This window comes from Scopulibacillus darangshiensis (assembly GCF_004341035.1).
Classification (GTDB): domain Bacteria; phylum Bacillota; class Bacilli; order Bacillales; family Sporolactobacillaceae; genus Scopulibacillus; species Scopulibacillus darangshiensis.
The window spans coordinates 12,184-39,022 of the sequence record NZ_SLXK01000007.1 but is presented as its reverse complement, the minus strand read 5'-3'; the positions used below and the strand labels follow the sequence as shown (position 1 = coordinate 39,022).

The 26,839-nt window shown below is 40.6% G+C and carries 28 protein-coding genes and 1 pseudogene; 5 read left to right on the top strand and 24 right to left on the bottom strand.

The window, feature by feature from the left end; translation table 11 throughout:
* Positions 1 to 419: 419 nt before the first annotated feature.
* The 8 genes from EV207_RS06975 to EV207_RS06940 all read right to left on the bottom strand — a co-directional run bounded on the left by EV207_RS06975 (position 420) and on the right by EV207_RS06940 (position 6,391).
* Positions 420 to 941 carry a DUF4352 domain-containing protein gene (locus EV207_RS06975; RefSeq protein WP_132745056.1) on the bottom strand — a complete coding sequence of 174 codons (522 nt, stop codon included), beginning with the start codon at positions 939 to 941 and terminating at the stop codon, positions 420 to 422.
* A complete protein-coding gene (locus EV207_RS06970) occupies positions 938 to 1,606 on the bottom strand; it encodes an ABC transporter ATP-binding protein (protein WP_132745054.1) in 669 nt (222 codons plus the stop codon). The genes EV207_RS06975 and EV207_RS06970 overlap by 4 nt, the downstream gene beginning before the upstream one ends.
* 14 nt (positions 1,607 to 1,620) lie before the next feature.
* Positions 1,621 to 2,433 carry a hypothetical protein gene (locus tag EV207_RS06965; protein ID WP_132745052.1) on the bottom strand — a complete coding sequence of 271 codons (813 nt, stop codon included), beginning with the start codon at positions 2,431 to 2,433 and terminating at the stop codon, positions 1,621 to 1,623.
* Positions 2,430 to 3,233: an MFS transporter gene (locus tag EV207_RS06960; protein WP_132745050.1), complete on the bottom strand. Its 804-nt coding sequence runs from the start codon at positions 3,231 to 3,233 to the stop codon at positions 2,430 to 2,432. The genes EV207_RS06965 and EV207_RS06960 overlap by 4 nt, the downstream gene beginning before the upstream one ends.
* Positions 3,220 to 4,002 carry a hypothetical protein gene (locus EV207_RS06955; RefSeq protein ID WP_132745048.1) on the bottom strand — a complete coding sequence of 261 codons (783 nt, stop codon included), beginning with the start codon at positions 4,000 to 4,002 and terminating at the stop codon, positions 3,220 to 3,222. Before EV207_RS06955 ends, EV207_RS06960 begins: the two co-directional genes overlap by 14 nt.
* Before the next feature lie 18 nt (positions 4,003 to 4,020).
* Entirely contained in the window at positions 4,021 to 4,791 is a 771-nt protein-coding gene (locus tag EV207_RS06950) for a hypothetical protein (RefSeq protein WP_132745046.1), read from the bottom strand.
* Positions 4,792 to 4,910: 119 nt separating this feature from the next.
* The gene (locus tag EV207_RS06945; RefSeq protein ID WP_132745044.1) at positions 4,911 to 5,852 is read right to left on the bottom strand and encodes a hypothetical protein; all 942 of its coding nucleotides are present in this window, start codon (positions 5,850 to 5,852) and stop codon (positions 4,911 to 4,913) included.
* A 98-nt stretch (positions 5,853 to 5,950) separates the two neighbouring features.
* Positions 5,951 to 6,391, bottom strand: coding sequence for a hypothetical protein (locus EV207_RS06940; RefSeq protein WP_132745042.1), 441 nt, complete (start codon positions 6,389 to 6,391; stop codon positions 5,951 to 5,953).
* 585 nt (positions 6,392 to 6,976) lie between these two features.
* Between EV207_RS06940 and EV207_RS06935 the strand changes: the two genes are divergently transcribed.
* A complete protein-coding gene (locus EV207_RS06935; RefSeq protein ID WP_132745040.1) occupies positions 6,977 to 7,843 on the top strand; it encodes a YitT family protein in 867 nt (288 codons plus the stop codon).
* A 285-nt stretch (positions 7,844 to 8,128) separates the two neighbouring features.
* A complete protein-coding gene (locus tag EV207_RS06930; protein WP_132745220.1) occupies positions 8,129 to 8,434 on the top strand; it encodes a CPBP family intramembrane glutamic endopeptidase in 306 nt (101 codons plus the stop codon).
* A gap of 318 nt (positions 8,435 to 8,752) precedes the next feature.
* Here EV207_RS06930 and EV207_RS06925 read toward each other — a convergent pair whose 3' ends face one another.
* The 11 genes from EV207_RS06925 to EV207_RS06875 all read right to left on the bottom strand — a co-directional run bounded on the left by EV207_RS06925 (position 8,753) and on the right by EV207_RS06875 (position 19,352).
* Positions 8,753 to 9,628 (bottom strand): nucleoside hydrolase, encoded by an 876-nt coding sequence (locus EV207_RS06925; RefSeq protein WP_132745038.1) that lies wholly within the window; start codon positions 9,626 to 9,628, stop codon positions 8,753 to 8,755.
* Between the two features lie 10 nt (positions 9,629 to 9,638).
* Positions 9,639 to 10,718 carry an ABC transporter ATP-binding protein gene (locus EV207_RS06920; protein ID WP_165886851.1) on the bottom strand — a complete coding sequence of 360 codons (1,080 nt, stop codon included), beginning with the start codon at positions 10,716 to 10,718 and terminating at the stop codon, positions 9,639 to 9,641.
* A gap of 15 nt (positions 10,719 to 10,733) precedes the next feature.
* Entirely contained in the window at positions 10,734 to 11,543 is an 810-nt protein-coding gene (locus EV207_RS06915) for an ABC transporter permease (protein WP_132745036.1), read from the bottom strand.
* A gap of 1 nt (position 11,544) precedes the next feature.
* Positions 11,545 to 12,432 (bottom strand): ABC transporter permease, encoded by an 888-nt coding sequence (locus tag EV207_RS06910; protein ID WP_132745034.1) that lies wholly within the window; start codon positions 12,430 to 12,432, stop codon positions 11,545 to 11,547.
* The gene (locus EV207_RS06905; RefSeq protein ID WP_132745032.1) at positions 12,416 to 13,681 is read right to left on the bottom strand and encodes an ABC transporter substrate-binding protein; all 1,266 of its coding nucleotides are present in this window, start codon (positions 13,679 to 13,681) and stop codon (positions 12,416 to 12,418) included. The genes EV207_RS06910 and EV207_RS06905 overlap by 17 nt, the downstream gene beginning before the upstream one ends.
* A 69-nt stretch (positions 13,682 to 13,750) precedes the next feature.
* A complete protein-coding gene (mtnK, locus tag EV207_RS06900) occupies positions 13,751 to 14,950 on the bottom strand; it encodes an S-methyl-5-thioribose kinase (protein WP_132745030.1) in 1,200 nt (399 codons plus the stop codon).
* A gap of 22 nt (positions 14,951 to 14,972) precedes the next feature.
* A complete protein-coding gene (locus EV207_RS06895; protein ID WP_132745028.1) occupies positions 14,973 to 15,632 on the bottom strand; it encodes a TIGR04282 family arsenosugar biosynthesis glycosyltransferase in 660 nt (219 codons plus the stop codon).
* Positions 15,625 to 16,722 (bottom strand): TIGR04283 family arsenosugar biosynthesis glycosyltransferase, encoded by a 1,098-nt coding sequence (locus EV207_RS06890; protein WP_132745026.1) that lies wholly within the window; start codon positions 16,720 to 16,722, stop codon positions 15,625 to 15,627. Before EV207_RS06890 ends, EV207_RS06895 begins: the two co-directional genes overlap by 8 nt.
* Before the next feature lie 48 nt (positions 16,723 to 16,770).
* Entirely contained in the window at positions 16,771 to 18,201 is a 1,431-nt protein-coding gene (locus EV207_RS06885; protein ID WP_132745024.1) for a dihydrolipoyl dehydrogenase family protein, read from the bottom strand.
* A 27-nt stretch (positions 18,202 to 18,228) separates the two neighbouring features.
* Positions 18,229 to 18,861 (bottom strand): TVP38/TMEM64 family protein, encoded by a 633-nt coding sequence (locus EV207_RS06880; protein ID WP_132745022.1) that lies wholly within the window; start codon positions 18,859 to 18,861, stop codon positions 18,229 to 18,231.
* Between the two features lie 242 nt (positions 18,862 to 19,103).
* Positions 19,104 to 19,352 carry a glutaredoxin family protein gene (locus tag EV207_RS06875; protein WP_132745020.1) on the bottom strand — a complete coding sequence of 83 codons (249 nt, stop codon included), beginning with the start codon at positions 19,350 to 19,352 and terminating at the stop codon, positions 19,104 to 19,106.
* Between the two features lie 121 nt (positions 19,353 to 19,473).
* Between EV207_RS06875 and EV207_RS06870 the strand changes: the two genes are divergently transcribed.
* Positions 19,474 to 20,163, top strand: coding sequence for a Crp/Fnr family transcriptional regulator (locus EV207_RS06870; protein WP_132745018.1), 690 nt, complete (start codon positions 19,474 to 19,476; stop codon positions 20,161 to 20,163).
* A 527-nt stretch (positions 20,164 to 20,690) separates the two neighbouring features.
* On the opposite strand, the gene EV207_RS06865 is transcribed toward EV207_RS06870, so the two are convergent.
* The 3 genes and pseudogenes from EV207_RS06865 to EV207_RS23690 form a co-directional block, all read right to left on the bottom strand.
* Positions 20,691 to 20,870, bottom strand: coding sequence for an OsmC family protein (locus EV207_RS06865; protein ID WP_243646980.1), 180 nt, complete (start codon positions 20,868 to 20,870; stop codon positions 20,691 to 20,693).
* Positions 20,871 to 21,054: 184 nt separating this feature from the next.
* A complete protein-coding gene (locus EV207_RS06860; RefSeq protein ID WP_341539795.1) occupies positions 21,055 to 21,567 on the bottom strand; it encodes a hypothetical protein in 513 nt (170 codons plus the stop codon).
* A 361-nt stretch (positions 21,568 to 21,928) separates the two neighbouring features.
* Positions 21,929 to 22,180 (bottom strand): annotated as a pseudogene (locus tag EV207_RS23690) (transposase); the annotation flags it as partial.
* 405 nt (positions 22,181 to 22,585) lie between these two features.
* Between EV207_RS23690 and EV207_RS06850 the strand changes: the two are divergent.
* Positions 22,586 to 23,302 (top strand): MerR family transcriptional regulator, encoded by a 717-nt coding sequence (locus EV207_RS06850; protein ID WP_243646979.1) that lies wholly within the window; start codon positions 22,586 to 22,588, stop codon positions 23,300 to 23,302.
* A 48-nt stretch (positions 23,303 to 23,350) separates the two neighbouring features.
* On the opposite strand, the gene EV207_RS06845 is transcribed toward EV207_RS06850, so the two are convergent.
* Together EV207_RS06845 and EV207_RS06840 are read right to left on the bottom strand one after the other, a co-directional pair.
* Positions 23,351 to 24,682 carry a TolB family protein gene (locus EV207_RS06845; protein ID WP_165886850.1) on the bottom strand — a complete coding sequence of 444 codons (1,332 nt, stop codon included), beginning with the start codon at positions 24,680 to 24,682 and terminating at the stop codon, positions 23,351 to 23,353.
* Between the two features lie 117 nt (positions 24,683 to 24,799).
* A complete protein-coding gene (locus tag EV207_RS06840; RefSeq protein ID WP_132745010.1) occupies positions 24,800 to 25,300 on the bottom strand; it encodes a DinB family protein in 501 nt (166 codons plus the stop codon).
* A gap of 286 nt (positions 25,301 to 25,586) precedes the next feature.
* On the opposite strand from EV207_RS06840, the gene EV207_RS06835 reads away from it, so the two are divergent.
* Positions 25,587 to 26,834, top strand: coding sequence for a beta-ketoacyl-[acyl-carrier-protein] synthase family protein (locus EV207_RS06835; protein ID WP_132745008.1), 1,248 nt, complete (start codon positions 25,587 to 25,589; stop codon positions 26,832 to 26,834).
* Positions 26,835 to 26,839: the final 5 nt, after the last annotated feature.

The window sequence follows — 26,839 nt, the reverse complement described above, 5'->3', positions numbered from 1 at the left end:
AAAAGTACAGATTTATCCCATTCAGAAAATCATTCCAAAAGCATATAACGAATGTTTTCTTAAAATAGGATTATAAAATCATTGTACTTGGGTCACCCTCCCGTTTTTTGTTATTTATATCAAACCACATTGTTCAAAGAATAGCAAGAGGCAAAGTGCTGAAAGTTATACTGAATTTTAGATTAAATGAGTCTCCGTTTTAAATGCAGCAAATAGCACCAACGAACCGCCGCAAAATATAATCCCTGCAGAAGCAGGACAATGCAGGCGATAACGGCAGATTCTTTTGTTATAGAAAAGTCAACAAGTTGCTGCCGCGCGGTGAATGTCACAATACTGTAACGCTTAGAGGTGTCCTGTTGTCTCCTTCGGATGTGATTTTGCTTTATCGCTTGTTCCTGTATTGAAATAGCGAGGAACTATGTTAAATTAATTGAAATACCGTATCTTATCCCTTGTTCATATTTTTCTCTAACAATCTTTTCATATAAAGTTTGGTCAATGTATAGTTTTGCATTTTCCCCTTTATGGTTAATGTTAACATCATATTTAAGTGAAATATTCGTGGAAGCATTTGGGGGTAACTTACGTAATTTATTCACATCAAAATTCCCCTCCATAGTTTGGTAATAGTCCATACCATAAGCTAACTTTGCTTCAACAACTTTTTTAATAGAAATATTCTTATCTGATGTATTTTTAACCTCCATCTCTACCGAAACAGGAATCCATTTAGATCCACCTTCCTTTTTGGTATTATCACCGTAAAAAAACTTTTTTACTTTGAAAGTGGCATCCCCAAAAGATATAGTATCCCCGATTTGATATGTTTTAATTTTATAGTTTCTTGCCACGCCATGATTGACGTAATACACCCTAACACCCCATACAACCAATGCAATCATTGACAAAACAAGGATAACACTCCTTTTTCTCCTCATTGCCCGACTCCTTGCAAATGGTATTTGTCGGTAATTTCACCGTTTTCCATCATGAAAATTTCATCCGACAAATAATCAAGCTCTTCTTTATCATGGCTAGCAATTAAAATACACTTATCCTTTGCTTTTAGATCCAACAATACTGCCTTAAACTCTTCCACACCATCTGAATCTAACGCGTTTGTAGGTTCATCTAAAATAAGCAAATCAGGTTCCTCCATAATAGCTTGTGCGATCCCCAGGCGTTGTTTCATACCGAGTGAATATTTTCGATACTTCCGCTTATCTTCGGGATCCAACCCTATTAACCGAATTGACTCTTTGATCCTATCATCATTAATCAAATTATTTAGACCAGCAAGCATTTTTAAATTTTTAAAGCCTGTATAACCATTTAAGAAACCCGGATTCTCAATCAATACACCGACACTCGGGGGAAAGGAAATCTCCTTCCCGAGACGAACTCCCCCAACTTCAACAGTCCCTGTTGTTGGCAAAATAAGCCCACATAATGCTCTAAACAACATGGTCTTGCCCGAGCCGTTCTTTCCTCTAAATCCATAAATCGCACCTTTTCTTAAAGTCAAATTTATATCTTTTAATATTGGTTGTCTTTTTATTTCCTTCGATAAATGATCTGTCTTTAGATAAGCGGTTTCTATCATTTTTCTCATTCCTCCTAAGGGGTATCTATCTTCTTAAAAACGAAAAATGTAAAAGTAGTTACAAAGGCATAAAGAACCAAACAATATATTATTGAAAAACCTAATGTAAGATGATGTTCCATGTTAAAAATATCTCGTTTCAAAATCATAGAATGAATAGCAGGTAGCCATTTGATACTGGAAAAGGTTGAAATGCTACTGATTACAATCACACCAAAGAAAATCATAATTGGTGGGGAAAATTGTATGAAAAGCAACAGTATGCTAGACAAAAGGACACTTGTTATGATAAATCCCAATAATATATTTAGCAACAATTGTCCAGGAGTTACTTTTGTGACCATCAACGGCACGATATTTTGTTTAAAATAAGGTGATTTGCCAAGTGAAAAATCACCTAATGCAAGGCTGGATATGATGTAAATTGTGGTAAAAAGCCCTATATAGATTAGAATATTTTGAACAACTACCCAGAAAATCTTTGAAAGAATATAATGTGACTTTGAACGGGATCTTAATAATAAATAGATTCGTTTATTTTCAATATCTTGAAATAGAAAGTCACCAATCAAAAATAAAACAGAAAATTGTATGAAATCCCAATAAAAAGGGACCTGATAATCAGATAGTTGTTTAATATAGCCATTATCTTTTAATAATAAGAAAAATGTCGCAATACTATTACTACCAAGGGGCTTCAATTGGAAACTGATCATAAGCGATAATAAACCGATCATACTATAAAAAACGATATATTTATGTTTTCCATAAGAGAAACCATAAGTAAAATCATGAAAAAAAAGTTTGAGCATTGGCCGTTTTTTCATGAAAGGAAATCCTTCCTTTCATATAGCAGCCCTGTCACGCCATAAAAGACCATGGAAACTATAAACAAATAAATGCAATGATAAACCGTGATCATCGGATTTATCCAATTCCTAATATTTAAACTTGCAGCCCATGAAAAAAACGAAAATGGTAAAGTACCAAGTCCATCCAATCCAGCAATTACGATTAAAATAATAATTATTAGAGCAGTGTTCTTAACAAATTGCTTTAAAAATAGCGTTAAAAAGGAAATCATTAGAAACCCTAAAAATTTAGTGATGAATATAGTTAATATAATTTTATATGTAAACAGATGCGCTACAATAGATTCAAACTTTTCCTGGTTATGTATCATCTTACTTATTGTTCCTTTATAACTTAACCATGTATTCTCGAAACCAACAAAAAATCCGGCAATAATAAAGGAGATGACTAAAAGGAAGCTTGTCATAATAAATGATAAATAGATGGTTAAAATTACATGAATATTCCAAGTATGGAATCGGGAGCCCATTTTAACAACAGAGAAGCCTCTTTCACTCTTTTCAATACATTGTATTAATACCAATACAATAAGAGGTATGGCCACAATTAGAAACATAAGTTGATTAGTACTCCCCATTAAACCACCTATATCAGCCATTAAATCAAAAATACCACAATTAGATCCTTTTCCCTTTTTAGTAATAAATAATAAACAAGTCACAGCTATCAGACAGTAAATACTCGCCATTACCAACACCTTTTTATGCAAAGACAACCCACTAAACGAAACATTGAGCATCTTAGATCGTTTCATTATGATCACCTGCAATATAGTACCAAATAAAACTCCCAATGATACCAACTAATAAGTAAAATGGAATACCTCGATTTCCTTGTGAATTTTGTAAAAATAATGTTGTAAGTGAATATTTTTCATTAATAGTGGCGGTCAGAATATCTACTACCATAAAAATGAGAAAAGGAAAGACAAGAACTATGTATCGGTTTTTTACAGATGTTGAAAAAGCAAGACCTAATGAAGCAAGCATACCACCAAGTAAAAATACCAAAAGTAATCTTACCAAAGTGTAAATTAGTGGGTGATTGTAAAACAATTCCGGAAAAAAAGAATCCTGTTTTACTAAGGCCATACCGAAAAAATAATTATTCTCAATTAATGGGTATGCAGCCATTTCACCTATGAAATTAACAAAGAGTGGGAAAGTAGCAACAAAGCCCCCTACACAAAAATTCACCCCATAACGAACCAGCAGATAACTTTTCTTTTCGATTCTGGTTAGGATACCTTTCACGAGCCCCGTATTATAATCCTCAGCATAAGCATCCGAATAAGCTAAAGCTGAAAGCAAGGGGAAAATTAAAACATAAATATAGTAAATTGGGGATATAAAATACATCCAACTCACATACGCACTTCTTGGGTAAAAAACATAATATCTGTCGGTTACCACATGTGGTGGCCATGTCTGAATAACCGGCCACAATGCAAGGATTAATCCTACAAGGATTAATAGCCAAAAAACTGGTCGCTTATAAATTCGATTGATTTCCATATTAAGCATATACTCACCCTGCCCTGTTTAATGGTAATATTCTTTTCTATCATATATTTTTTTACAAAGAAAATAGAAGACAATGATCATTAGGATAAAATAGATAATATTAAATATTTGATCTTCGGGGGATATCCAAGTTTCCAATGTTATCCGTGCTCTTCCTAAAAACAAACTAAAGTGGTTTATATGAAGGCCATCTGTCCCTAGGAAAACCAAGGAGGTAAAAAATACATAGACATTTTTTTTTAATATTAATTTTAGTAAGAAGATAAACGTTGTTATAAAAAGGATAGCCAGGAATCTTGAACTTAGAAGATAGACCCAAACTTTAAAACTTGTAACATGGGGGGGATAAAATGAAAAATACGCCTTATTGTCTAGAAGGAAATAAATCATCCCTTTTTTTGTCCCCCATAGATTCTGTGCTTGTCCAGTTGCAATAAGTGAGCCAATAACACCACTTACAGTAATTAATATAGTAAGAAAGCCACTTATTAAAAAGAAAAACGCAAAATGTCCGTAAAACAGCTTTCTCTTCCATCTGATCCTAGTTATAATCATTTCGTTTTCTAATCTATCCATAATCAACGGAATAGATATGGATAAAATTGGGATAATACCAATAGTTAAAGTTACCAGACTGGCACTTCCTCCCCACCTCATATTTAAAATATAATCAAAGAGCGAATTACCTGTTCCCCGTGAAACCCTTACTATACTAAAAGTAATGATTAACAGAAGGTAACTAAAGCTTAAAAGTAACATTCTTTTTGAAATATATTTAAGCTCAATCATTACAAGCCTCTCCCGTTGTTACAATCCAATGTCTGACCCTGAATTTACAAGGAAATTCACATTTAGTGAAGAACAAATTTTAAAGATAAATACCAATTAAAATAAATAGTTTTGTAAGCTTAATCTGTTTTGACCCCTCCGGATTTATTTTCAACTGCGTGGTCACCAACACTATTTAAATTTGATACCTCTTTATTTCCTGAAACATCCAAATTAAATACATCATTTTTGATCCCTTTATTGATTTCTATATTTCTAGCAGTAACAAAAAATTTTATATTATTTCCGTCCCCATAGCATTTTAAATCCAGTAGGACGCCCGTCCTTTTAGAAACGACCATTGTAAAAGGCCCTGTTAAAGAATTAGATTTATTTTTTGGTATTTCACCTTTAATTTCATAAACAGGTATACCAAACTTTTCCCCTTCTTTATATGTCCAATTTTTATAATCATCATATATAAGGGTGAACCACTCACTGTTGGTAACCATTCTATTGAACGCCCCTAGATAATCAGCTTCAAAAGCCTCAGCACTTCCCCCTTTGTATTCTTCGATAGACTTTTTTGTGAAAATACCTTTCTTTGGCATTTGGAGTATTGCAACATTATCCTTAAATAATAGATTTTGTGTCTCAATAACTTTTCCTTTCTTTAGCCGTTCATTTTTTGCATGATTTTTTTTCTTTATAAAGTCAACGTAAAACTTATTATAAAATGTTTCTCCACCAGGATCCCCCCATTCAAATTCGCCTTGGACATTTCGAATATAGTCCCAAGAGTAATACATCTTTTTTACAATATTAAATTGATCTGCATGTTCTTTTGCGAACTTTTCTCTTTCCTTTGTTTCAAAGGGAAATGTTACACTTAATAATTTATTCCGGTGTTGAATATTGTTTTTAGTTGGATCGTTACCCTGCTTACCCTGAACCTCAGTACTTGTGTCTTTATCATTAAATGTATTTTCTAATGTAGTTGATAGTTTGGGATAGACCTTAATCCCCAATAGAATAAGGGATAAACAAGAAACTAGAAAAATAGGTAGTAACTTTTTTTTCATAACCTAATCCTCCAAATATTAATTAGATTAATATAACCTCCACTCAAAACAACGATGGGTATTTTGTAAACTACCCATCGTTGTTTGTATTAATGATACTAAATTGAATCAGGACTCCAAACTCCTGAGGCATAGTAACCATGGGCTGCTCTTCTGACTGCCTTTATTTGCACCGAAACAACCCGATGGTTATCCTCCCATGCATAATTGGAAAGGTAGCGTCCCCGATTTATATCTGAACTATCAAATACATAATACCAAGTTCTTGAAAAGTTCTTCCCATATAAATTTACAACCGAAGCGGTATAGGCTGGGTTGTAGGTTCTTGGGCCAATTTCCTTAAGTTTCATATAAGCCGATGAATCATCTGACTTGGACCGGATACCTGTATAGGCTACATTCGTACCCATTGGAAAGTTAAACACATAATCCGTATCATGATAGTTATTAGCAAAGGTAGGTATAGCAGTAGAAAAACCAATAGACAAAACCATTGCAGCAGTTAGTACAACAGTGTACACCTTCTTCCTTAACGTCATCTCTTCACCCCCTTTTATAAATTTTATGTAATTCAATTACAGGTAAATAGTAACATTAAAGGTTGATATAGTAAATAGAAAATTAAAATAAGTAGCAAATTTATTAATTTGGTTAAGGAAGATTTATCAACCAAATAAGTTCCCTCTTTGGGGAAGGTCTATATAAAGAGTTATCAGCAAATACTAAAATAAATATCTCTATTAATTTTAAAATTCCAATTATATAACTTTTCTACAAATCTTTACAAATCCCTGCAATAAAAACGAAATGTTTTAATAATATTGTAACAAATGACACACAGGTATTTGGCTTTTTCCCTGTTGAATTTTGCTTAGCGTACAACCGTCAAAATGTTAGCGGTTCCCTACATTTTACTTAGTCCGCTGGCTTTGACAATTTCCATAATGATCTCTACCCCTCCACTATTGATTTCCGATTCTAATTATAGTGGTTAACTTTAAAGAGTTATGAAAGGATTTCTTAAGATTGTCTTAATTTAACATACGTTGCCACGCCTTTGTTCTTAGTGTTATACTGTCAAATGGACTTATATCAAATAAGAATTAACAGGAAGAGTGAGCATCATGGCACAACTTTATCGCAAAATCATGACTTTAAATCCTAGGGTCATCTTATCATTAGAATATATTGAGATATTGATTGGAGCTTCGATAGTAGCTCTCGCCTTTAACCTTTTTCTATTCCCAAACCAAATCGCAGCAGGCGGCATCAGCGGTGTTAGCACGGTGTTGTACGGAACATTTGGTTGGAATCCCGCTTACGTGCAATGGGCATTTAATATCCCGCTATTTATCTTGGGTATTGTTATCCTTGGAAAAGACTTTAGTATCAAGACATTAGTCGGCACGAGTTTTCTGCCATTCGTTGTCTATTTGTCGCAGCACATTGAGCCCCCTACAAACGAACCGCTGCTTGGGGCTTTGTTTGGCGGGATCGGCGTTGGACTTGGGCTCGGTATCGTGTTCCGTGGAAAAGGATCAACAGGCGGAACAGCGTTGATTGGCCAAATCATTCATAAGTACACCCATCTATCTCAAGGGATATCGATGGTGCTTATTGACGGGACAATTGTCATCATGTCCGCTTTTGTCTTCAGTCTGGAAAAGGCACTTTATGCACTGATTAGCATTTATCTCACCGGAAAGATCATCGATGTCGTCCAGGTCGGATTTAGCCAGACAAAAATGGCATTCATCATCTCGGATCATGAGGTTAATATCCAGCAAGCCATACTAAAGGAGATTGACCGCGGCGTGACCAAAATCCCCGGCATCGGCGGTTATACGAATGATGATCGACCTGTGCTGATGTGTGTCCTTGATCAAAGCGAGCTGACCAAGCTCAAACAGCTGGTCGAACGCGTTGATCCCAAGGCTTTTGTTATCGTATCTAATTCGATCGAAGTACTTGGCGAAGGATTTCATGCCTGACCAACCATAAACCAACCCCTTCTAAATTTTAGTAGGGGTTGGTTTATGAAGACGTTTTCCCCTGCCTTTTTATCGATTTGATATCTTCATCGCCTTAATGAACGACCTTCCGCACAATTTTTTATCCCCTTTGGGCTTTCATCACAAGTAGGATGGAAAAATGGTCAACCAGAAATACCTGGTGCCCTTTTAATGATACTTGCTTGTTTATTTGCTAATTTTGCGTCTTCATCTAAGACCTTTTCTCTCACTTATTTAATCTAATAAAACCTTTTTAATCAATTTCTGGTCGGTGTCCTTTTTGCTTATATGTATCTTCTTACAGGGAAACTTTGGCTTTCTATCGGATTCCACATTGCATGGAACTATTTCCAAGGTACCATTTATGGCTTTCCTGTAAGCGGACAGGGTGATCACGGCGTTTTTATGACTAGAATAGACGCCAATCACTTACTGTTAAATGGCGGAGAACTTGGCCCTGAAGCAGGCATTTTAATATCCATTCTTATCATTCTTAATTTAGTGCTATTGTTTTGGTGGCACCGTCGCAAAGGTGTTCAAACCCGAATGCCAAGAAACCACGAAGGTTAATTCCCGTCTCAGCTTTTGCAAACACTGGTGATATCGAACCATTTGGAGCTGGGGAATGGGACACCATCTTATCAAGCAACTATGAAGTACCTGAATCGGTAATCAAATTGATTGGGTACTATGGTCAGACGTTGTGAATCAGTTTCCATGACAGCAAAGCCCTTGATTACGTGGCAAGTTTCACCAAGGGACAAGTGCTTTTCCATCCACCCTTTTGTCCACAAATCCAAAAACAAGAAAACGCCAAGCCATCCATAAAATAAAGTTCTCATCCTCACGAGTGTCCCTATCCCTTTTTAATAAACCAATAATGGAACCTTAAAGAGACACTCTCCCCCACGTTTCAAGAATGACCTGGTTGAATCGATGAATGTCCTTAATTTTTTCCGGAACGTGGACGATAAAGCCATCTGCAACAGACTTACTTTCACTCAGGTACCCGCTTTTTAAATCATCTTGAGTCGAAACTACTGTACTTAGATTGTCATCGAAAAGCCCTGGGTGTGTCAGGTAAAGCGCTGCTGTCGTATCCCAATTATAAAAGCCGTTCAGTCCGAATTGCTTTTGGTTATATTGAACCCAGGGCAAAAGTTTATCCAGAATGTATTGATAGACTTTTTCTTGTTGATGTTGTTTTACCCAGGCCAGTTCTTTTTCACCGAAAAAAGCTTGAAGGCAAATATTTCCGGTCAATGTAGTAACCTTTGCCTCTGACCGCAGAACTTGAAGGGCGGCCTCCGGATCACATGAGAAATTTAATTCATTCAGTCGATTGCCGTTGATCACCAATGGTTCTGTGATCCCGCCCATCAGCACGATCTGTTTCAAATGTCCGAAAAAGTCTGGGTCTATTTGATACGCCTGATAAAGATTGGTCAAGGATCCTGTTGCAAGCAAAGAGATGTCACCTGGGTGTTCGGCAGCTGTTTTGGCAAGAAATCGAGCGGATTCACTTCGCCTGTCCTCTGTGCCACCCGCCCCTTTCAACAGAGGCAAATCATGCAATCCCAAATCGTCAAACATTCGTACTGTCGCTTCATAAACCGTATCAATCGTACTGTTCCCAAAGGTAGTCGTTACGCCGATTAGTTCAATGTCTTCCCTGCCCAATAAGTATAAGAGCGCCAACCCGTCATCCACGTCCCTTTCCGGAACGCCGATCGTATTATCACAATCAAAAATCACTTTTTCCATAAGAAAACCCCTATCCCTTTTCAGGTATGAAATACAGTTGATTCGGATCAACTCGCAGCCATATTGCCTTACCTTCTGATTCATCTAACCTTACATCTGCATGTTGCACAATCTCAAGCACCTTTGAACCAGTTTGAATCTTTATATAATAAAATCCTTGCCGAAAAGACAGCTTTTGGACAGTACCTTGAAACACGTTTGATTCCTGTTCGGCTGATTCTTTGTGAATCGATAAGGTTTCAGGCCGAATCACAAGCCAACCTGACTGTTCAGGATTTTGAGCGTAAGTTAATTGGACCTGAAAATCATCCGAAACAAACTTCCCTTCCTGAAGTTTGCCGTAAAAAACATTTTTGGCTCCTAAAAACCGGGCGACATGTGGGTCTTTCGGTTTTTCATACAGATTCCTCGGCCGATCAATTTGTAAAATTCCCCCGTTTTTCATTACCCCGATCCGATCAGATAATTGAAAGGCTTCTTCGCGATCATGGGTCACAAAAAGAATCGTCATGCGGTATTCCTTATGCATACGGGCCACCAGATCGCGGATTTCTTCGCGAAGCCCGGGATCCAGCGCGCTGAACGGTTCATCCATCAAAAGGAGACGCGGTTTGGTTACAATCGCACGGGCCAGAGAGACCCGCTGTTTTTGTCCGCCGCTCAATGCTGACGGATATCGCTTTCCGAAACCTTCCAGCCCAACTGACGTGAGGGTCTCTCTCGCCCTTTTTAGTCTTTGCTTTTTGCGGATTCCTTTCATTTTTAACCCGAATGCGACATTTTCTTCGACCATCATATGAGGGAATAGCAATGCTTCCTGAAACACCATACTGAATCCTCTGTCTTCCGGTACAACCGAGGTGATTTTATTGCCGTTTAAAATAACGTCTCCGTTATCGGGTGTAAGCAATCCGGCGACTAATTTCAACAAAGTGGTTTTCCCACATCCCGAAGGGCCTAAAAGAGAAAACGCTTCTCCCTCCTGGATCGTAATTGTTGTCGGTTTAATGGAAAAAACCGAGCCCTCCTTTGATTTTTTATTGGTTTCCTTGAAATGTTTTTCGATGGCCTGTAATTGTAAAGTTTCCATATCCAATCCCTCGCTCTACAAGTGAACCGTGACTTTTTTTCCGTAATACCTTTTTAACAAAAAATCCATGAGAAACAGGGCAAACGCAGCCATTCCGGCAAAAATTAACGTGTACGCTGAGCCAATTGCAGGATCCCCTCCGCTTATGAAAGGGAACAGAATAAGCGGCAATGTCATGACCTGCCCTCCGCCAACAAGAAAGGTGACAAGATATTGGCTAAGTGAAACCAAAATACTTAAACTGGCCCCGGCCACGATTCCTGGCATCAAGTGAGGCATCACAATGTAACAAAAGCGCTGAAAACCACTGGCTCCGAGCATTTGCCCTTGCTCTTCCCATTGAAACCCGAGCGTACTGTAACTGACAATTAAAGCCCTAACCATATAGGGTAAAGTTGGGATAATATGTGCGACGATCACGCCGGTAACTGAATCGGTCAACCCTAATCGAATAAAAGAGATATACATCCCCATCACAGAAATGAAGGCTGGGATAATGATCGGGGCATAAATCAGTCCCTCAATCAGCCATTTTCCGCGGAACCTCAGACGCCCCAAGACGTTAGCTGCAGGAAGAGCCAATAGTAAATTGATCAATGTCACGATAAAAGCAATTTCCAAGCTCGTCCAGACGGCTTCCCATGTTCCACTGTTTCCGGAAAATACATACACCCAGGCCCGTAAACTGAATGCATGCGGAATGACCTCCGGCCATCGCCAACCGTGGGAAAAGCTTGAAAAAAACAAGGGAATGAACGGAATCGCAATCGCGATAAGCAGGATAATGGTAACAGCCGCATGCATGAAATGTCCGATTCGCCTCATATCACCATCCTCCTTGTTCGTCCATACTCCAACGTTGGCTTAACCGGTAAGCCGCAACACCGAGTATGCTGACGATGACGGCTAAAATGACGTTAACAGCCAGCGCTTCCGGGCGAGCCTCCAGTCCCCCGCTCGTATACAAATTGTAAGACAGCACCGGAAGCATTCTCGGATATGTCACGCCCAACAAAAACGGAACTTCAAAGGCGGAAAACGTGAAGGCAAATACAATAAAGCTTGAAGAAATCCACGTTGGCATCAACAACGGCAATAAAATCTCCCGAAAAAATGACCATCGGTTTGCCCCAAACACTCTTGAGGCTTCAAACCACGAGCCGTGAATGCGCAAAAGCACCGGATAAATCATCAAAGCAATAAACGGCGCTTCTTTCCAGGCATACGTAAAAATGATGTCCCCCCCGAACGAGTCATTTACCAACACGGGAAAATCATTGATATGATGAATCCAGCCAAGTGATGCCAGAATTCGCGAAAGCCATCCGCTTTGCGTGAATAACAACACCATCAAATAAGCCCACACCAAATGAGGGACAATTAACGGTAATTGGAAAAACCGCTGCCAGATCTGGTTTTTCCGCCCGCTGCCCGGCCTTTTCAACATAAACAGGCAGACAGAGACAAACATCCCAAGTACTCCTGCCGACAATGAGGAAAGCAAAGCGATCCGAAAGGTTAAAATCAACGAATCCCAAAAATCAGAAGAAGACAATAATTGCCGATAATAATCCAACGAAAATCCGTATTGGCCAGCGGCCGGGAAATAACCGAGGCTTTGGATAAGACCCTCGATCAAGCCGCCAACAAACAGGATAAGAAGCACGCCGGCTGTTGGCAGCACATAAATATACGGTTTAATGTTTGGCCACATGCTCCATCCATCCCTTTTCAAGGTAATCAACGTACCCCGCCGGAATTTCCGGCACGCGATGATTCGCCAATACTTTTGAAGGCAATGTCGCTTTGCCCCGGTCTATCGCATTTAATTGTTTTTGCCCTTTAGAAGACAGTTTGTTCGGATCGATGGCCATCAGGGCTCCCCAATTTTCCGGGTCGGATTTGGCGATTTGGGCCTTCGGTGACAACATGAAATTGATCGCCACCATCGCCGCAGCTTTATGCGGTGAATTAAACGGGATCGACAAATAACTCGTGTTGGAAAGCGTGCCGTCCTTCAAAACAAAGGTACGGGTTGATTTCGGAAACCTTCCGTCTTTCACTTCATTTGCTGCATGGGCCGGATCATACCCCATCGTCAACCAGACCGCACCACTAGCATAAAGTTGATCCAGTTTGCTGGCGCTTTCCGGATAGGTCTCTCCCTTTCGCCACAAATAAGGTTCTATAGCATTTAAGTAGTTCCATAGTGCTTTGACTATGTTGTCCAACCCTGTCTGTTTATCCAGCGGTTTTAAGTATTGCTTGTAACCACCTGTTGTTTCATATAGCATATTTCGAATAAAAGCACTGCCTGTAAAATCAGGCGGAGCCGGATACGTAAATTTCCCTGGGTGTTGTTTCACCCATTGTTTGAGAGCTTCAGCTGACTTTGGTGGATGCTTCACCTTATTTGAATCATAAGTGAATACAAACTGCGCCTGACTCCAGGGAGCTTCCACCCCCTGGGTTGGTTCGCCAAAGTCATTTTTAATAGCAGGTGAATTCTGATTGACATATTTCTTGACATTCGGCAGTTTTGGGGAAAAAGAATCCCATAACAAGTTGTTTTTTTTGCTCATGAGAAAATTTTCTCCATTGATCCACATCACATCAATACTACCATCTTTTTTACCGGCCTGTTTTTCGGATACCAGTTTGTTGATGATATCTTTGGTATCATTCACGGGAACACGATTCAACTGAACGCCGAATTGTTTCTTTAACCGCGGGGCCACCCAGTTATCAATATAATTGTTCGTCGATTCACTTCCACCGTATAAGTAAATATTGACCGTTTGACCTTTAGCTTGAGACAAAACATCTTGCCAGTTTGCCTTTAATACATTTGGATGGCCAGCCGATTTTCCCTGTTCATTTCCTTTTTGCCCGGCACATCCCGCCAAAAATATCGCTAGAATGAAAAAACCTGCGATCAAATAAAAAAACTTTGGACGTTTCATGCTATTCACTCCAGTCCAGTTCATCTATTGCCAACATAACTGATCTTTATCAATTGGATGTAAGATTTCTTACAATGATTGATCTCTTTGTTCCTCCAATTGTTTGATTGCAAGAAACAGTTCACGGGGATTTTGAATGTAATTTCTCTCCATGATGAGTTTTTGTCCCATACATAGCACAAACGTTTCGGCATTGGCACGCGCCTCATCCTCTACGATTCTTTCAATATCCTCAACATGGGAAGTCCCCATGACACGCCGCATCATCTCGCAGCCGGCAAACCCCAGGGAATCGTGAAATAACGATGAAAGGAACTCATCCATATCAGGAAAGCTCGCATAATTTCTGTGTTGTTTGGATAGTTTTCGAAACTGGCGTTCAAGTTCATCCCAACTCATCCGAATTAAATTTAATAGATCATCTTGATCGTCCGCATGTTCTTCTTTCCGGTGGGAAGCATAATCCATTAACACGTTTGCGAAAAATAAACCGATATCAAAACCCATTGGACCGTAAAAAGCAAATTCTGCATCAATCACCTTTGTGTCGTTGTCCGTGACCATGATGCTTCCTGTGTGGAGATCACCATGGAGTAAAGCCTGTTTGTTTGTCATAAATTGATGTTTGATGTTCTCGATTTCCACTTTCAATTTGTGGTTTCCCCATATATCGGATACTTCCTTTTGAATCAGCGGATTGTAACGATTCATAGGATGGTTTTGAAAGGGGTAAGTAAAAATAAAGTCCTGAGAAATCTTGCACATGGTCCGGTTTTCAAATTTCAATTTAAACTTCTGACTTCCTTCGTCAGTAAGCGTAAAAACAGAGGTTGAAAACAACATACGCGCCAAAAACGTTCCGATCTGCTTCGCCAAAGATGGATAGTGTTTTTCAGCGATAAGCCCGTCCCGAAGAATATGATGGGAAACTAAATCCTCCATTACCATTAATTTCAGTTTTTCGTCATAATGATAGATATTCGGGACGAGCTCGGGGCAAATTTCATTTTGTATGGTCAATGTTTCATATTCGACCCGGATTCGATCCGGAGTTAGCGGCCACGAAGGGCCGACGGCGCGCATATATGGAAGGGCTTGTTTGAGAATCACACTTTTTTCCTCATTTTCACGTTCTGCCACCCGGAAAACAAAATTCATATTGCCGTCACTGATTTCGCTGCCCGATAACGTCGCCTGTTTTGAAAATAAACCCGGAACGGATTTGACGTATTCGACTGCATCCTCAGCTGTTAATTTACGATATTCCACCGTATACCCCCTCCTTATTCGATCATTTAAGTCTATTCAGATTTTCCTCTTTCCATTTGTCCAAATGATGATTGGTTGTTAACTTTTCATAGACCCTAAGGTCGTCAGGATTATCAATATCCCGCTTTTTATCCAGCATACGCACTGTTAAACCCAATCGCGCGGCCCGCCTTTCAGTTTCCTCCAAAACGAGGTTTGTCCCCCAGGGCATATCTGAAAAGAGTACCGGAAAGTCGCGGGTTACGCCCAACAAGTGATAGCCTCCGTCCTCTGCCGGCCCCAGTACAACGGAATCTTCTTTTAACAGTTCAAACGCCTTATAAATGTCCTGTTTCCTTAACGGCGTATCCGTTCCGATCACAAGAACCGGTTGATAGGATTGCGCAAGCAGGTATGCCAAACCATGATGCATCCGTTCCCCCAGATCCTTTCCCTTTTGTCCGAATATACGGGAAGAAAACGCTTGAAAATAGACTTCACTATCTTTCGGGGTGAAGGAAACCCAGACATGGACACGAGGTTCCAGTTCTTTTTTTAACGCCATCAAATCCTTAAAGAGGGCGTCCTGAAGACTTGCACATTGTTCAGGCGTAAAGGCCGGCTGCATTCTTGTTTTGCAAAATCCGGGAATCGGCGCTTTGGCCATGATCAGTATTGCCGGTTTGTTTGTTCGTTCAGCCACCGGGATACATCCTTTCTAGTTTGGAAGTCGGGACCCCGCAAAGAAAAAGAAACTGCATCCACAACATCGTAAGAAGCGTCCGCATTGGGCCGTTTTCGTGAAAACGGCGGGCCGAGGTAATGATTCTCTCCGGAAGCACGATGAGTTTCCCTTTTTTCCGGGCTCTTTGCGAAATCATCCAATCTTCCATTAGGGGAACAGGCGGAAATCCGCCGATTTCTTGAAAGGTTGAACGGCTAATAAAAAAACCCTGGTCACCGAAAATCACCTTCCGGTATTTCGCGCGCCAATTCGATCCCCATGCAATCATTTTATATAAAAGCGAACGGTCATCGAAGCGCATGGTAAGGCATCCCCCGACGACCGATTCATTCCGCATGGCATGCCGGATTTGATCGGGAGCTTTTTCCGAAATGACGGAATCAGCATGTAAAAACCATAAAATATCCCCCTCCGCCTGTTCGGCCCCTTTATTCATTTGATTGGCCCGTCCCCGCCCGGATGAAATCACGTTACAATGTTTCCCCGCTATTTGACGGGTTCTATCCTCACTTCCTCCGTCGGCGATAATGATTTCAAGTCGATCGATAGGTTGGAGCGTACCAATTAAACGGCGTACATTTTTTTGTTCATTTAAAGTCGGAATAATGACACTGATGATTTCGTTCCTCTTTTTTTTCACCTTTGCATTGTTACATCCTGTATTTTGAATGCGTCCCTTTACATTAAGTTTCATTCCCGTTTTTCCCTCTTTTTCTTCGTATACTTGTGCCATAGCTTTCTCTCGCAAATGTCTTATAATCTGAGAAGGTTCTTCAGGATGTGAGGCATGATAACCCACGTCAAACGATTGAGGCCATGGAATGTCTAATTCTCTTATCTCTCCGGGATGACGCGCCGTTTGCAACATTTTAACGGCTTCATTTAACACTTGCTCTTGCATGGAATGTTGATCTGGCAAACCAAAGGGATGACCAAACGGGAATTCTACACCTATTGTTCTCGGAATCCCTATAATTTTGGACCAATACGGCATCATTGTAATGACAACCGTACTGAAACCATGCTTTTCAAAATAACGTGCCAGCATTGTACAGCTTTCAATACACTTTGCTATAAATTTAGATTAAAGTTCCCATTATCTAAACCATTGAATGTATTTTTCAGCCATCTTGGGTAACACTCCGTCAAAAAGCTTCTCCCGCCAATATAAATCAGCGGATTGTTGAAGAATCTCTCCGTGCGTCGGGTAAGGATGAATGACATTGGAAATGTCCCCAATCTTATGATCCTGCGCTTTGGCAAAGATGATCTCTTGCATCCAGTCACCGGCATTTGTACCGATAGCATGGGCCCCTAAAATATGCCCCTTGCTGTCCGTCACCACTTTTGCGAACCCTACTTCATCACGGTCGGCAATAAATCGATCCACTTTGTCCGTATGAACCTTAAATACCTTTATGTTCATCCCAAACTTTGCCTTGGCTTCTTTCTCCGTCAATCCGAGATGAAAAACTTCGGGATCGGTATAAGTCACCCACGGAACATTTTCGTAACTCACCTTACCCTTAAACCCGAACAGGGCATTTCGAACCACCAGTTTCCCTTCCATCCCGGCTGCGTGTGTAAACGGATATTGCCCGTTTGTGTCGCCAATGGCGAAAATGTGCGCTTGAGAAGATTGCAAATACTCGTTTACCTTAATGTTCCCTCGATCATCGACGTTAACGCCGCTTTTGTCGAGACACATTTCATCGGTATTGGGTTTCCGTCCAGTTGCCATTAAAATTTCGTCTGCGACGATATCGATTTCCTTCCCATGTTGCTCATAGGTCACAACCTTCGTACCATCCTCTTCACGAACTTTTTTCGCCACTGCCTCAAATTGAAACGTTAGCTCTTGTTCCAATGATTTTTTGATCACCGGAATCACGTCCTCGTCTTCCTTGCCAAAAATTGTGGAATTGGTCTCCAATACGGTCACTTCGGCACCAAAACGGGCAAAAGACTGAGCCAGTTCCAAGCCCATAGGGCCCCCGCCAACCACAACAAGGCGTTTCGGCGTTTCCTTCACATCAAAGACCGTTTCATTTGTTAAGTACCAAATGTCTTTTATTCCGTCAATCGGGGGAACGGATGGTCTTGAACCGGTGGCAACAACAAGGCGCTTTCCCTCTATGACATTCCCGTATCCAACCTGAATTTGGTGCTCATTGATGAAACGTCCCTTGCCTTTATAAAGATCGACACCAAGATCTTTAAAACGTTCATCGCTATCTTCTTCCTGAATCTCTGCGATCGCCGCTTTCACACGATCCATCGCCTCTGCAATATCCGGTTCCCCGGTCAAGGTCAATCCAAACCGCTCAGTACTCTTTTGGGCCTCATATACCTTTTTGGCACTGGCGATAAAAACTTTTGACGGAACGCAACCGTAATGGAGACAGTCCCCTCCCAGATGGGCGTTCTTTTCCACCAAGGCAACATTTGCTCCGAGTCCGGCAGCCCCGGCTGCAACGGTCAGTCCTCCTGCTCCACCTCCAAGAACAATCAGATCATAGGTTTTCATCCATTTCATCTCCTTTCGATTGTTTTTTTACATCCATTTTTTTCGAATGATCACAGGGATAACCGTTAAAACAGCAAATACTAAGATGCTGATAATCAACACCTTTAGACTCCCGCTGCCAATCCCGTTTCCCAAAAAATTGTAAGCGAAGGTGCCGGGTAAAATCCCGATGATCGTTCCCATCAAGAATGCTGAAAATCGGATGTTGGAAATGCCCGCAGAATAGCTGATCAAGTCAAAGTTAAAAAGCGGAATCAAACGAACCGAGAGGACGTAAAAAAATCCGTTTTTTTCAAGCTGTTTTTGAAGTTTTCTTGCTTTACCCTTCCAATCGCGTCCGATGATATTCTTTCCTAATCGCCGGGCAAACAAAAAGGACAGGATCGCACCTCCGGTTGCTCCAATTACGGTAAAAACCGTCCCCCATAAAGTGCCGAAAGCCAGTCCGCCGACAATGGATAAAACGGAAGCCGGAAATAAAATAAAGGGTCTTAACGAATAAATTATCACGTAAATGAGCGGCGCCCACAAACCAAATGATAAAATCCAATCCCTGATATCGTTTGGATTGAAGTTTAGATAAGTACGGTTAAAGGCAAGTACAGCCGCTATGACAATTAAAACCAGCACGATTTTGAACCACTTTGGCCATGTTTTCACAGAATCAACTCCACTGCATGCAAACGCGCTATTTATTTCATTTTATATGAATAAAGTTACCGAAGCCGTAAGGTATCTTACATTTTCGACAAACGAGACCTTAAAAATATAACCCTTTCAGATTGTTGGGCAAAGGAGTCCTTTGTAAGGAACGGCATGGTAAACGGCAAACTTGGGAATATCGACATTTCCTTTCCTCCCCAAAGTTGTCTTGAACTGCATGTTGAGCATGCTTAAAAATCCTATTTTAGGTCACCTGAACCAAACAGTATTCGCTCAATACCCCCTAAATCGTCCCCTACGACTGCCTTTGAACCAACGATTAAAACCGGTGTTACGATTTCTCCCACTACATTTTCAACCTCATTCGCCCGCTCGGGTTGTTCCATTATATTGACCTCTTCAAAATCAACATCCTTTTTATTAAGATACCTCATGACAGATTGGCATTTCGGACAACCGAAGATCGTATAGCAAATGGCCTGTTTCATAACCAATCACCTCATCAACATAATTTTATCCAAAGGGCACCCCAATTACCGTAAGCTACCTTACAAAACAAAATGGGATTGTGTGGTGTATAATGAACCAAAAAGAGAAAGGAATGCCAATATGAACAAACTGTCTCTTTTGTCACAAATCAATTTATTTGAAGAGCTGCCAATGGATGAACTAAAGGTCATTGACAAAATGAGTGATATGTACCCGATGAAAAAAGGAACCATTGTCTTGAACCCTTTAAAGCCCATGCATGCGCTTTTTTTATTAAAAAAAGGGACTGTCCGCCTTTATCGATCCAACGAGGAAGGAAAACAACTCACCGTCGATTTGCTTGGGGACGGCAACGTTTTTGGGGAAACATCAACTTTTTCTCTCCACGATGATGATGTGTACGCGGAAGCTCTAACCGATGTTTATATTTGCATCATCGGCAAAGAAGAAATGGAATCTTTAATGAAAAAGAGTCCAACCCTAGCTATTAAGTTCATTGAAATTTTATCCGCCCGTCTGAGAGAAATGTATGAATTGAGTGAACAAATTGCGTTAAGGAGTGTGCGTTACCGTATGCTGGCTTTATTATTAAAATTAAGCGAGCGTTTTGGAAAAAGAACGAATCAGTGGCAAACCATTGATATTAAAATTACGCATCATGATCTTGCTACTATGATCGGATCGACCCGTGAAACCGTAAGCGCTACGCTCAGCCAATTAAAAAAAGAAAAAATTGTGCAAAAAACACTTTTTTCGTTAAAAATCGATGTAGAAAAGGCTGGAGAAGAACTGAAAGGAAGCATAGGATAAATGCTTTTCCCTATATGATGTACGAAAAATCTTGAGTCCCTCCTGCCTGAAAAACCTTTTTAAACACATAGAAAAGCATAAACAGCGTCATGATATGGCTGTTTTTTGTCCATTCTCTAGAGGGAATTTCAGAGTACTATAAAAATAATCCTTATACTTGATCACTTTGACCCCGGTGACAACATCGCCAAAATTGGGTCCGCAGCCACACATTCGAAGGTTTGGGTGCATACAACTAATTAAATCCAAAAAACCGAAGGGGCATATGCTGTGAACAAAGTGAACATAGAAACAACATTTGAAGCTGTGTAAGATCATCAGTAAAATGGACAGAATCGGACCCCATATTCCAATAGAGCGGATGGAATCACGAATCTCTGCAATAGTTTCTAACTGAAATAAATCAATAATGGCCTCTTTCCATGGGGGGACAATAAAAAATAATCACAATAAGAACTGCAATACCTGTCAGTACATAGAGCTTTATTTAAGATCAAGTAGCACAGTCCACTCTATGCGAAAAGGCATTAGGCTTTCGTCCAGTCTGGTTCAAGTTCAATGCACGCAGCTTTTAACATTGTAAAAACAGGGCAACGCTGATCGGTTTTTTCTTGCAATTCTTTGACTCGGTCTTCTGATTCTTCGGTTTTAACCCTGGCTTCAATCACTACGTTTTCAAAGTACCGCGTCACTTCCGGATCACCCATTAATCCTCTTGGGTCAAGACAAATAACAGATGACCTATGGATCCAAATCCTATCCGGATAACAAAGAGAGAGCAGCATATTAAACTTCGGCCTTTTCCCAGAAATCGTTCGGAGAAAGGCCGTTAATGTTTACCTACAAAGAAGCATTTCAAGCAATGATTGTTGGCTTTAAATGTTACTCAATTTATCGTGCGATAAAGGTTTTCATGCTTTGTTGATTCCAATTTTCTCCTCTAAACCCTTGTCTCCCTTCTAAATTAACAAAGCATGGCAGAACTGTATAATGGACACCGGGTGTCGCATTCACATTAAATGTTATGACAAACCTTTTTCTTGAATGGTCAACAGGAGTGATTCTTGCCATACTAGGCATAAGACTATTGGCAGGTATGAGCATCATATTACCACTTTCAACTGTAGCAATGTCGTGTGGCCTATCTAAATTATTTCTAATCCAGTAATTTTGTACCTTTGTCGCAGATTCCAGATCAGTTGGCTGATCATAAAATATTTCAATTTGATTAGGCGCTGTTTGTCTTGCAACAAGAAGAACCGGATGAGGAACCATCTGTGGATCACCAAACATCTGACTGTCCATAGGCATCATCTGTTGGCCAAAATATTCCTGGGATGGCATTTGACAATAAGGCACTTGTTGTCCGGGATACATTTGAGATGACATATTATTATAAGGCATTCTATTGTTTTCCTCCCTCTATAAATGTTGATGTATCAACTGCTTAAGCCGTTTTAAGGGTGTCAAAAAAAATTTTTGACACGCTGATTATTAATGTTTCTATAGATTCATGAATCTTCAAACGGTAGTACACTACGCGGTCACTGCTGGATAATAATGGTTGAGATGATAGTTTCATTTACGATGCACAATGGATCTCTGCGTAGCATATGATGACGTACCCTCCCATGTCTCTGGACATCAATGTGTCTACATTCCTTCGTTTGGTCTAGTCATAAGGCAGAGGCTAGCGAAGCTCCTTTAGGGACTGTCGAATGGTGAATATTTTGCCAGCTTCTCCGTGTCATCCTGTTGTCCAGGTCTTTTTTTGTCCTTTGTGCTGACTAGAGGAGTTTTCACGTAACGTTAACCCCGCGAGTTTGATGAGTTGGCGTGGATCTTTGTAGTGTGAAAAACTTCCGATTTCAGCTAATAGATCAACAATCATTGTATCTCCAAGCTCGGGAACCGTTGATAGCCATTCGTACTCTACAGACGTTTTTACAAGCTCAACTAAGTGTTGAGTCATGCTTTCGATATCCTGTTCTAGCTGATGGTAACGACGAACGAGTGTTGGCTTTTGTTCAAGTCCCCGAAAATCCTTCTAACAGGAATGCTCCTTTATAAAATATGGTCATTATCCGTATTATTATATTTAAGAAATTTTACCTTTGTGACTAGCGCTTAGATATTCCGATAATTTTCGAGAACAACACTTCCAATTTTCATATGTAAATTAAGAAAACAAGATTTGCGTCTCAATTTTCCGACTTTATATTTTGTTGTGGAATGAGCGATAGCTGTAGCGAAGCGGGCATAACAAATTTGATTCTGTTTTCTCGCATTAGTGGCCTTAACCATGAGATGCATTTTGAAAACCAAAATAAAAAAATGGATAAAATACTTGCTCCTTACGCAACGTTAGGTTGTAAAGTAAAATTACCGGTAAAAATGAATCGCGCGAAATGAGGAGATGATGATGAAAGTTTGGAAAGTAGGAGAATTAGCTAAGCAGACCGGTCTCACAGTTCGCACCCTCCATCATTACGATCAGATCGGATTATTTTCACCATCACAGCACACTAATAGCGGACACAGAATTTACACCGAAGCTGATATTGCCAAACTGCAGCAAATCACATCACTTAAGCAGTTAGGGTTTGCACTCGAGGAGATCAAAGAAATGATTGAAAGCCCAAGCTTCAAGCCAGATGAAGTGATTCGGATCCAGCTGGAACGATTGAATGAACAGATCCAAATGCAGGAAAACCTGCGTAGCAAGCTGCTGGACATCAATCAATTGTTAACAGCTAAGCAGGAAGTGTCGGCAGAACAATTTATTAAATTAATTGAGGTGATTAATATGAATAATTATTTAACACAAGAGCAAATAGATAAAATGAAAAAGCGGGGCGAAGGGTTCAGTCCAGAGGATAAAAAGAAACATGATAAAGAATGGTCTGAATTACTCAGTAAGATACGTGAAGAATTAGGAAAGGGAACTCCGGCTGAAAGCCCTGAAGTCGTGAAACTGGCCAAACAATGGATTGACATGACGAACAAATTCACCGGCGGAGACCCTGAGATCGTTAAAGCAGCAGAACGTTTCCATGCAGAAAACCCAGGGAACCCATTGCAATACGGAGTGGATGGGGAGTTGTATAAGTATATTAAGAAGGCTTTTCCTAAAGTCTGAGCCGAAAAGTACCGAGTATGACGCTCGGTACTTTTTCTATATTTACCCCTATAATCTTTTTTTATTTAAAGCCGAAGTCACACGCTTAAAACCAAAAGTAAAAATAAACACGATGATCGAGCAAATAAATATACCAGCTGATACTATACCAACGCCGATAGCCATCCACGGATCAATGGTTCCTGCCACTATGAAACTAGCGATAAACAGTGATATAGAGAGAACAAAACTTATAATTGCAGGCAGATAACTCCTCTTTGGATGGTTATAGTGCATGTATACGGCACCTAAAGCAAATAAAATAATATAGAGCACAGCGATTGTGAAGCCGTTCACTGATCGATCTAATAGCTTGCCGAACCACACGCTTTCATGGGCAGCTGGCATATCCAGATGAATTGTGCCAAGTTTTTTACTTTCAAGGTTGATCGTTCTCAAACGGTATTCGGCTGGCTCAGCAGCCCAATTGGTGTTTTCGAGAAACGCAATTTTTTGACCGTGATGAAAAAATACGGGTGACATCACAGAATCATTAAGATCCGTCATCCTTTTGGTACGACCAGTCTTAGTATCCATCAAAAATAAGTCATATTCAAAAAGAGAACTATGTTGGGCTTTCTTGGAGACTGCGGTAAAAGCCCACCACTTGCCGTCCGGTGACAGCTGTGAATGATAAGCCGACATATCTCCTGAAAGTCCCTTTGGTGAAATTGGACCACGTTCCCTACCTTCTTCAAGTAAATACGAACGAATTTTTTCGCTGTTGCCATCAAAGTCACTAAAATAGATGACCTTCCCGTCCTTGGAAATTGAGAGATTATCCATCGTAAATCGGTCGTCATTAGTCAATTGCTTCATATGGCTACCGTCAACACTCACCGAATAGAGATCAACACCGTTCTTCTTTTCACCTTCCTTCCTCTTTAAATCCTCTGCAGGTATACCGGTAAAATAAATTTTATCGGCAGAAGGAGAAAAAACGGTATCTCCAACATGGATACTTTTATCTGTTAATCGTCGCGGTTTTGTCCCATCCCGGTTAGAAATGCAGAGAGTATTAACCCCTTTATTGTTTTTGGACAGGTAAAGGAGTTTTCCCCCATTAGGAGAATACTTCGGATCATGATGGCGGTGATGATTAGGTTCAGTAATTTTGGTGACATCCCTCCCATCAATCTTTGCTGTATAAATCGCTTCTTTACCATTTTGATAATAAGAAAAAACAATGCTCTTATCATCCGGAGAAATTGAAAAGCTATCTCCAAGTCCTGTGAAATACTTATACGAATCATCATTGCGAACGAAACTGTACGTGAGTGCACCAACTAAAAGAACGAGTGAGAGGCCAAGCAACCCCAAAAGAATCCGATTTCGGTTCAAATCACCACCCCTTTTTAACAAAGGTATCATAAAAAGGGAAAATTAGGTGAAGTTATTTTTAAAAAAGGTGAAAAAGAAAAAGGGCACCAAAAGCGCCCGCAAGGAATTTGCAACTTTTTATTTTGGCGATTCCATCCCAATCTCGGCCCATTCTTCTTTTGCAGGACCATAAACCCCGGGAACAGTCAATCCCGCCTGCCGCAAAAGGACCGTCATCTGTCCCCTGTGATGGATTTGGTGGTGGATCACGATTTGCAAAAATAATGCATTAGGCTGCTGTTCTCCGTAAAAATCGTTAATAACGTTTAACTCTTTATCAGTCCATTGTGTCTCCACAGCCTCGGCAAAGGCTGAACTCACTTCACGATATTGATCTGCAATAACTTTTGCTGAGGTTGGTACAGCATTATCTTTATCAGGGGCTTGAAAAGTTAGACCCGTATTTGATGTAATGATGCGGATGGCGCAAACGGTATGCCATGCAATACGCCCTAACGTCCAATTTTCCGGGGTGATTTCTTGGCCAAGTGACTCATCAGTGAGCTGATCCATAACCTTTTGGGTTGATGCCGCTTCGTATTCCCAGAGTTTTAAAAAGCCGTCTAAAGTTTCAAACACAAAAACCCCTCCTTTTTTATATCAATAGAAGAGTTCGCCAAACATTTTGGATTCCCTCTTAAAAACATTTAAATGAAGCTTTATTACAAGGACATTCAAATAGAGTATGAAACCAAATATTTGAGTTAATAATATTCTAGGATTATAATACATAGTGCAAATTATCGAAATAATTAAGCGAGTTGTCTGATAGTTAAAGAATGGCCTCTCAGCAAAAATTCCGTTTTCATAAGCCTGCAAATGAACGTCTTGATAAAGCTGCTTCGGAAAATAAGGAGATGAAATAGTGACTGTAACTAAATCACGAGTCGTCGTAACCGGGATTGGCGCCATTACACCTTTCGGCATAGGCGTCCCACGGTTTTGGGATGCCTTACTTAAGGGACAATCTGCAATACAAGAAACGAACCGTTCCGAATGGCGAAAATGGACCCCGGCAGCGGCCCAAATCCCCGAGTTTGATCCACTCGATCATTTATCAAAAAAACAAGTGAAAAATACTGATCGTTTTACACAACTTGCACTAATTGCAGCAGCTGAAGCTGTGAGTGATGCTGGATTGCCGGAGGATTGGCCCCCGCCGCATCGGATGGGGATTTCGGTAGGAACAGCCTATGGCGGTGTTAACACTCTTGGGGAAGGTGCGGGTGATCTAGCCATTAATTCTGTCAAACGGATGAGTCCGCGTCTTCTTTCTAAATCGATCCCAAATGCGGCAGCATCTGCACTTGCTATGCAGCACAAGATACAAGGTCCAGTCATGACCTATACGACTGCTTGTGCCGCATCAGCCAATGCAATCGGTGAGGCAATGTACTGGCTCGAGCGCGGTGAAGTGGATCTGGTTCTTGCCGGCGGTGCGGAATACCTTTTTTCGCCTGTTGTTCTCTCAGGTCTTCGTTCAGCAGGCGCCATAGCAACCAGCGGACCGGATGATAAAAGTGCTTGGAGCCGGCCATTTGATCTTAATCGCAACGGAATGGTCGCTGGAGAAGGGTCAGCCATCATGGTATTGGAATCTTATGAACGTGCGTTGGCGCGCGGAGCGAAAATATATGGCGAACTCACGGGATACGGTGCCTCGAATGACGCCTATCATGAAACAGCACCTCATCCTAATGGGGAAGGGGCGGCCATTGCGATTAACAGAGCGCTTGAAACAGCTGGATTGGCCGCAAAGGATATTGATTATATCAATGCCCATGCCACAGCAACCCCTGCTGGCGACAAAGCTGAATCCATTGCTTTACAAGAGGTATTTGGTGATCTTCTCACGGATATCCCGGTTAATTCCATCAAGGGAGCTATTGGCCATCTGCTTGGCAGCGCCGGTGCGATTGAAAGCATCTCATGCCTTATGTCGCTCCAAACAGGCTTGATCCCGCCAACACTCCATTGTCCTGATCCCGATCCTATCGCACCTGCTAATCTAGTTTTAAATCAGGCAGTCCGGCATGAGATGACAAACGTGCTAACTAACTCTTTTGGTTTCGGCGGCCAAAATGGCGCTTTAATTTGGCGAAGAGTAGTGTAAGGCCC

Coding starts and splice junctions, on each gene's coding strand:
- EV207_RS06925 (WP_132745038.1), bottom strand. CDS start 9,628: ATGGAAAAAGTGATTTTTGATTGTGATAATACGATCGGCGTTCCGGAA.
- EV207_RS06940 (WP_132745042.1), bottom strand. CDS start 6,391: ATGACGTTAAGGAAGAAGGTGTACACTGTTGTACTAACTGCTGCAATG.
- EV207_RS06885 (WP_132745024.1), bottom strand. CDS start 18,201: ATGAAAACCTATGATCTGATTGTTCTTGGAGGTGGAGCAGGAGGACTG.
- EV207_RS06965 (WP_132745052.1), bottom strand. CDS start 2,433: ATGAAAAAACGGCCAATGCTCAAACTTTTTTTTCATGATTTTACTTAT.
- EV207_RS06935 (WP_132745040.1), top strand. CDS start 6,977: ATGGCACAACTTTATCGCAAAATCATGACTTTAAATCCTAGGGTCATC.
- EV207_RS06890 (WP_132745026.1), bottom strand. CDS start 16,722: ATGCTGGCACGTTATTTTGAAAAGCATGGTTTCAGTACGGTTGTCATT.
- EV207_RS06950 (WP_132745046.1), bottom strand. CDS start 4,791: ATGATTGAGCTTAAATATATTTCAAAAAGAATGTTACTTTTAAGCTTT.
- EV207_RS06960 (WP_132745050.1), bottom strand. CDS start 3,233: ATGAAACGATCTAAGATGCTCAATGTTTCGTTTAGTGGGTTGTCTTTG.
- EV207_RS06945 (WP_132745044.1), bottom strand. CDS start 5,852: ATGAAAAAAAAGTTACTACCTATTTTTCTAGTTTCTTGTTTATCCCTT.
- EV207_RS06850 (WP_243646979.1), top strand. CDS start 22,586: ATGAAAGTTTGGAAAGTAGGAGAATTAGCTAAGCAGACCGGTCTCACA.
- EV207_RS06910 (WP_132745034.1), bottom strand. CDS start 12,432: ATGTGGCCAAACATTAAACCGTATATTTATGTGCTGCCAACAGCCGGC.
- EV207_RS06865 (WP_243646980.1), bottom strand. CDS start 20,870: ATGGGTGATCCGGAAGTGACGCGGTACTTTGAAAACGTAGTGATTGAA.
- EV207_RS06920 (WP_165886851.1), bottom strand. CDS start 10,718: ATGGAAACTTTACAATTACAGGCCATCGAAAAACATTTCAAGGAAACC.
- EV207_RS06970 (WP_132745054.1), bottom strand. CDS start 1,606: ATGATAGAAACCGCTTATCTAAAGACAGATCATTTATCGAAGGAAATA.
- EV207_RS06915 (WP_132745036.1), bottom strand. CDS start 11,543: ATGAGGCGAATCGGACATTTCATGCATGCGGCTGTTACCATTATCCTG.
- EV207_RS06905 (WP_132745032.1), bottom strand. CDS start 13,681: ATGAAACGTCCAAAGTTTTTTTATTTGATCGCAGGTTTTTTCATTCTA.
- EV207_RS06975 (WP_132745056.1), bottom strand. CDS start 941: ATGAGGAGAAAAAGGAGTGTTATCCTTGTTTTGTCAATGATTGCATTG.
- EV207_RS06955 (WP_132745048.1), bottom strand. CDS start 4,002: ATGCTTAATATGGAAATCAATCGAATTTATAAGCGACCAGTTTTTTGG.
- EV207_RS06860 (WP_341539795.1), bottom strand. CDS start 21,567: ATGCCTTATAATAATATGTCATCTCAAATGTATCCCGGACAACAAGTG.
- EV207_RS06870 (WP_132745018.1), top strand. CDS start 19,474: ATGAACAAACTGTCTCTTTTGTCACAAATCAATTTATTTGAAGAGCTG.
- EV207_RS06875 (WP_132745020.1), bottom strand. CDS start 19,352: ATGAAACAGGCCATTTGCTATACGATCTTCGGTTGTCCGAAATGCCAA.